The sequence below is a fragment of the Mycobacterium sp. genome (assembly GCF_039583805.1).
Taxonomy (GTDB): domain Bacteria; phylum Actinomycetota; class Actinomycetes; order Mycobacteriales; family Mycobacteriaceae; genus Mycobacterium.
Window position 1 is genome coordinate 1 of record NZ_JAVKSH010000165.1, and the last position, 4495, is coordinate 4495.

At 72.5% G+C, this 4495-nt stretch carries 3 protein-coding genes; all 3 read right to left on the bottom strand.

All coding sequences use genetic code 11. The features are described from left to right. Positions 1-81: 81 nt before the first annotated feature. Positions 82-1746 carry a hypothetical protein gene (locus tag ABDW21_RS16265; RefSeq protein WP_343600211.1) on the bottom strand — a complete coding sequence of 555 codons (1665 nt, stop codon included), beginning with the start codon at positions 1744-1746 and terminating at the stop codon, positions 82-84. Continuing rightward, the gene (locus ABDW21_RS16270) at positions 1736-2368 is read right to left on the bottom strand and encodes an IS607 family transposase (RefSeq protein ID WP_343600209.1); all 633 of its coding nucleotides are present in this window, start codon (positions 2366-2368) and stop codon (positions 1736-1738) included. Before ABDW21_RS16270 ends, ABDW21_RS16265 begins: the two co-directional genes overlap by 11 nt. Before the next feature lie 76 nt (positions 2369-2444). Continuing rightward, positions 2445-4442, bottom strand: a complete 1998-nt coding sequence (locus ABDW21_RS16275) for a primosomal protein N' (protein ID WP_343710743.1) — start codon at positions 4440-4442, stop codon at positions 2445-2447. Between the last annotated feature and the right edge of the window lie 53 nt (positions 4443-4495).

Sequence of the window (4495 nt, forward strand, 5' to 3'; positions counted from 1 at the left end):
CGGAAACGGTGAGTGAGCGCGCCGGACGGCGGTGACCCACTCTCCAGCGGCCGGCAGCGTCCGTTCGCCGCCGAACCGTTCCTAAACACTGAGCGAAACTGAGTTTTGCTCGGTGGGCGGCCCCGAACGGTGTTGGGTCGCCTGGCTTCCCGCGTTCTTCGCCCCGGGCGGACAAGCGGATCGTGTCCGTGGTCCTGGCCTGGGGTGGCGGGTTGTCTCACGCTCTCGGATGCCTGATTGGGCCCGCGTGGTCCGATGCCCAGCCACATCGCTCTGGTGTGGTTGGGGCGGTGCCACGCGTCGCCGGATCTTGTGTCCGAGGGCGCGCCGTCCGATGGCCACGCTCGCGGCGTGGTGTCGGGTGGTCTGTGGATGGTGGGAGGCCAGCGGTTTGTGCCAGTGCTGCTCACCCCACGTGGAGGTGGAGGCGGGGTCGACGGCGATCACACTGATTCCGTGCGCGGTCGCCATGCTGATGAGCCTTGCTCGGAGTGTGCTCGTGGGCATGCCGGAAATGAGCTGGCGGAACCTTCGTCGGCGGCCGTGCTTTTCGCGGGTCTTGCTGTCGGTGACGTCGAGGTCCTCGACCGCGATTGCCTTGCTCCCGGTGTTCGTGGCCCAGTGCAGCAGACGGGTCAGGGCGTGGCGGACCTGGGCGTCGCGACGGTCGACTCCACCGGACAGGTCATAGCCGAACGTGCGCGGGGCACCGATCGGGTTGCCGTGGCCGTCGAGGCGCCAGGCCGCGAGGTGATCGGCGTTCATGTCCACCCCGATGAGTTCCCCGGCGCGCAGCGCCTCCAACGGCACCGCCGGCGCCTGTGTGCGCTGCCAGGCGGCATCGAGATACCAGCGCTGCTTGTCGGGTGAGAAGTGGATGTGGTAGGCGACCGCGCGGTTCGCTTCCACCCGGTCGGCCCATTCCTGGCCGCGGTGGCCGAACGTGATCGTGCCTGACAGGACGTACCGGCCCTGCGGGGCGTTCGCCAGGTGCTCCAAAGGTGCAGGCAGGCGCAGTGACAGTGCACCGTCGCCGTCGACGCGGATCGTTTCGTTTCCCCAGCGTTTACCCGACTCGCCGTCCGCGGACAAAAACCAGCGGGCCGCCGCCCACTGATCCCGCCACTGCGGCTCGGTGAGCCCGGCCTGCATCAGGTGGTGGCGTTTGTGCAGCAGCCGTTTGCCGCCCCGCACCACGCTCACATGGCCGGCGGCCCGGTCAGATTCCACCTCGGCGAGCCGCTGTTGCAGGACCGCCAGACGCCGTGATTTGGCGAACCATTCACCCCGGGACCGATACCCGCCCGGCATACCGCCGGTGCCTTTGGCTCCTAACTCCTGGGCGAGCCGGTGACGGATCGTCGCGATCCCGCCGCGCAGGGACCGGATATGCGCGGCCTGTGCGCGCCGCGCCACACCCCACTGGTCGTGGGTGGCCTTGGTGATACTGCCCGCCCACCGCGCGGTCGACGCGGCCGTCAGATCGCGTTTGCGTGCGGCCCAGACATCCTTGTCGTGCCCGAGACCAGTGCGCACCCGCGCCGCCAGGTCAGCGGCGGCCAACCCGCCCAGGTGAGCGCCAACCTGCCGCAGCACCGCCACATCGGTGTCGGTGAGCCCTTGGAGCCGGGTGCGGACGCACACACCCGTCGCCGGGTCGGCGACGAACGGTGCAGCGATCTGGCGCAACTGGCTCACGATGGGCGCGCCCGTGACTGTCCGGTCGTCATACTCATCACCGGCCATCCTTACCGACACCACCGACAGCTTCGCCGGCCACAACCGCCTTCGGGCCGATGTCGCGCTGCGCGCAGCCCACCGCTTTCAACGCCCGGTTTCGAGCACTGCGGCGACCATAGAGTCGGGCACACAACGAAGTCAGCACCTCCACCATGTCGCCCACCAGGTCGTCGCCGACCTCGCCGTCGTCGAGCACCACCAACCGGCGTCCGTGCGCGGCCAGCGCGGATTCGACCAATTCGGTGTTCATCCGCCCGAGCCGGTCGCGGTGCTCGACGACCACCGTCGTCACCCGCGGGTCCGCCAACAGCCGCCGCACCTTGGCCCGAGACCCGTTCATTCCGGACCCGACCTCGGCCTCCACCCGCGCCACCGTCCCGCCCACCTCAGCGGCCCAGCCCGTCAGCCGAGCGACCTGACGATCCAAATCCGACTTCTGATCATGAGAGGACACCCGCGCATACAACCCGAACGCGGTGGGAGCCGACTCGCCAGGCACATCCGGGGATACCAGCACCGTCCGCTCGTTCACCCGCACCGCCGGAACCGGCAACGTCCCCTCGCGAAACCAGCGGTACGCCGTCTGTGGATGAACACCCTGCGCCCGCGCCCACTCCGTCAGATTCACTCCACCAGCATACTGACTAGAACGTTCGTACGCTCACTACCACTCAGTATTCCGCCAACTGCTCACAACCCTGACGTCAGCCGATGTGCAGCGGGTCGATCTGCACGCGGACCGGCTCGTGAGCCTGGCGAGCGCTGAGCACGCCCGCGGCGCACCGCAGCGCCGCCGCCAGCGCCGACCCCTGCTCGCGGGGCACCCGAACCAGCATCCGGGTCACCGGCGCGCCGGCGGCGGCGCCCGCAGGACGGCGCGCGACGGCAGGTAACTCCACCGGGCCGAGCACGTCGGCGCCGTCCGGCAACTGCAGCTCCGCCAGCAGCGTGGTCACGGCACCGGCAGTACCATCTATGGCGGCCAGGTGCACGCTGGGCGGCAGCCCGACCTCGGTGCGGGCCGCCAGCTCGGCGTCCGCGTGGCCCACCGGATCCCACCGGATGAGCGCCTGCACGGTCGGGATCGACGATTCGGCGACCACCGCCACCACCCCGCCGTCGCCGCGGGCCCGCGCCAGCGCCGCCGCGGCCAGCCAGCGTCGCAGCGTGTCCTCGGCCGCGCGCAGATCCTGCCGGCCCAGCAGCGCCCAGGTGTCCAGCAGCAGCACCGCGCCGTACCCCCCGGACGCCCGGGGTTCGGCCCCGGGGGTGGCCACCACCAGCGTCGGGCCGCCGGCCACCTCGGGCACGACGGCGTCGCCCCCGGACGTGATCACCGGCGTGCCCGGAAACGCCCGGCCGAGTTCCTCGGCGGTGCGCCGGGCGCCGACGACGACGGCGCGCACCGCGTCGGACCCGCAGCGCGAGCAGCGCAGCGCCGGGTCGGCGTGTCCGCACCAGCGGCAGACGGCGGCACCGCCCCGCTCCGCCATCGACACCGGGCCGGTGCAGTGCCGGCAGCGGGCGATGGCCCGGCAGCGCGCACAGGCCAGCGACGGCAGGTAGCCGCGGCGCGGCACCTGCACCAGCACCGGAGCCCCGGCCTGCAGCGCGGCCCGGGCCGCGCGCAGCGCCACCGACGGCAACCGCGCGGTCCGGGCCGCCGGATCGCGTTCGTCGGCGTAGCCGCCGTCGTCTACGGCGACCACCCGAGGCGTGCGGGCGCGCACCAGCGGGCGCACCGCCACCACGTCACGCGCCCAGCCGCTGCGCACCAGCGCGTGCGCTTCCGCGGTGCGCGCGTAGCCGCCGATCAGCGCCGCGCACCGCATCTGGTGGGCGCGCAGCATCGCCACCTCCCGGGCATGCAGGTACGGCGCCCGCGGCTCGACCAGCGTGTCGTCGCCGTCGTCCCAGACCATCACCAGTCCCAACTCCGTGACCGGGGCGAACACCGCGCTGCGGGTGCCGATCACCAGGCGCGCGCTGCCCCGCAGCGCGGCCAGCCAACGCCGGTAGCGCACGGCCGGCCCCAGACCCGCCGACAAGGTCACCACGGCGGACCCGTCGAGCAGTGCGGTCGCGGCGCGGCACAGGTCGTCAAGGTCGCGCTGATCCGGCACGATCGCCAGCACGCCCCGCCCGGTGCGCACCGTCTGGGCGGCAGCCTCGGCGAACCGCGCGGTCCACAACTCGCCGGGCAACGCCTGCCACACCGCGCGCGCTGCCCGCGATTCGCCCAGTGCGGCAAGGAACTGCCCACCGCGGCCGTACGCTCCCCAGCCGGTCGGGTCCACCGGTGCGACGACGGGCCGGCTTGGCGCCGTGTGGTTTTCGCGTTCCACCCGGGCGTGCCGGGGCGGCACAGCCAGTCGCAGCACGTCGGCGCGGGTGCCTGCGTAGCGCGCCGCCACCGCGTCGACCAGGCGCGCAATCTCCGCGGTGAGCACCGGCTCGGCCGAGACGACGCGATCCAGCCAGGCCAGCGCGCCGGCGTGGTCGGTGTGCGTGCGGCGTTCCAGGACGAACCCGTCGACGAGGCGGCCGTGGAACCGCACCCGCACCCGCACACCGGGCTGTGCGTCGTCGGACTGTTCGGCGGCCACCAGATAGTCGAAGTCGCGGTCCAGGTGCGGCACCGACAACAGCGGCAGCACCCGCGCGACCGGTTCGTAGCGGGCCGGCTGCCGGTTGGTCGTCACGACGGGCCGGCGGTGCCGCGCGAGCGATCCATGAACAACCCTGCGGCGGTCCG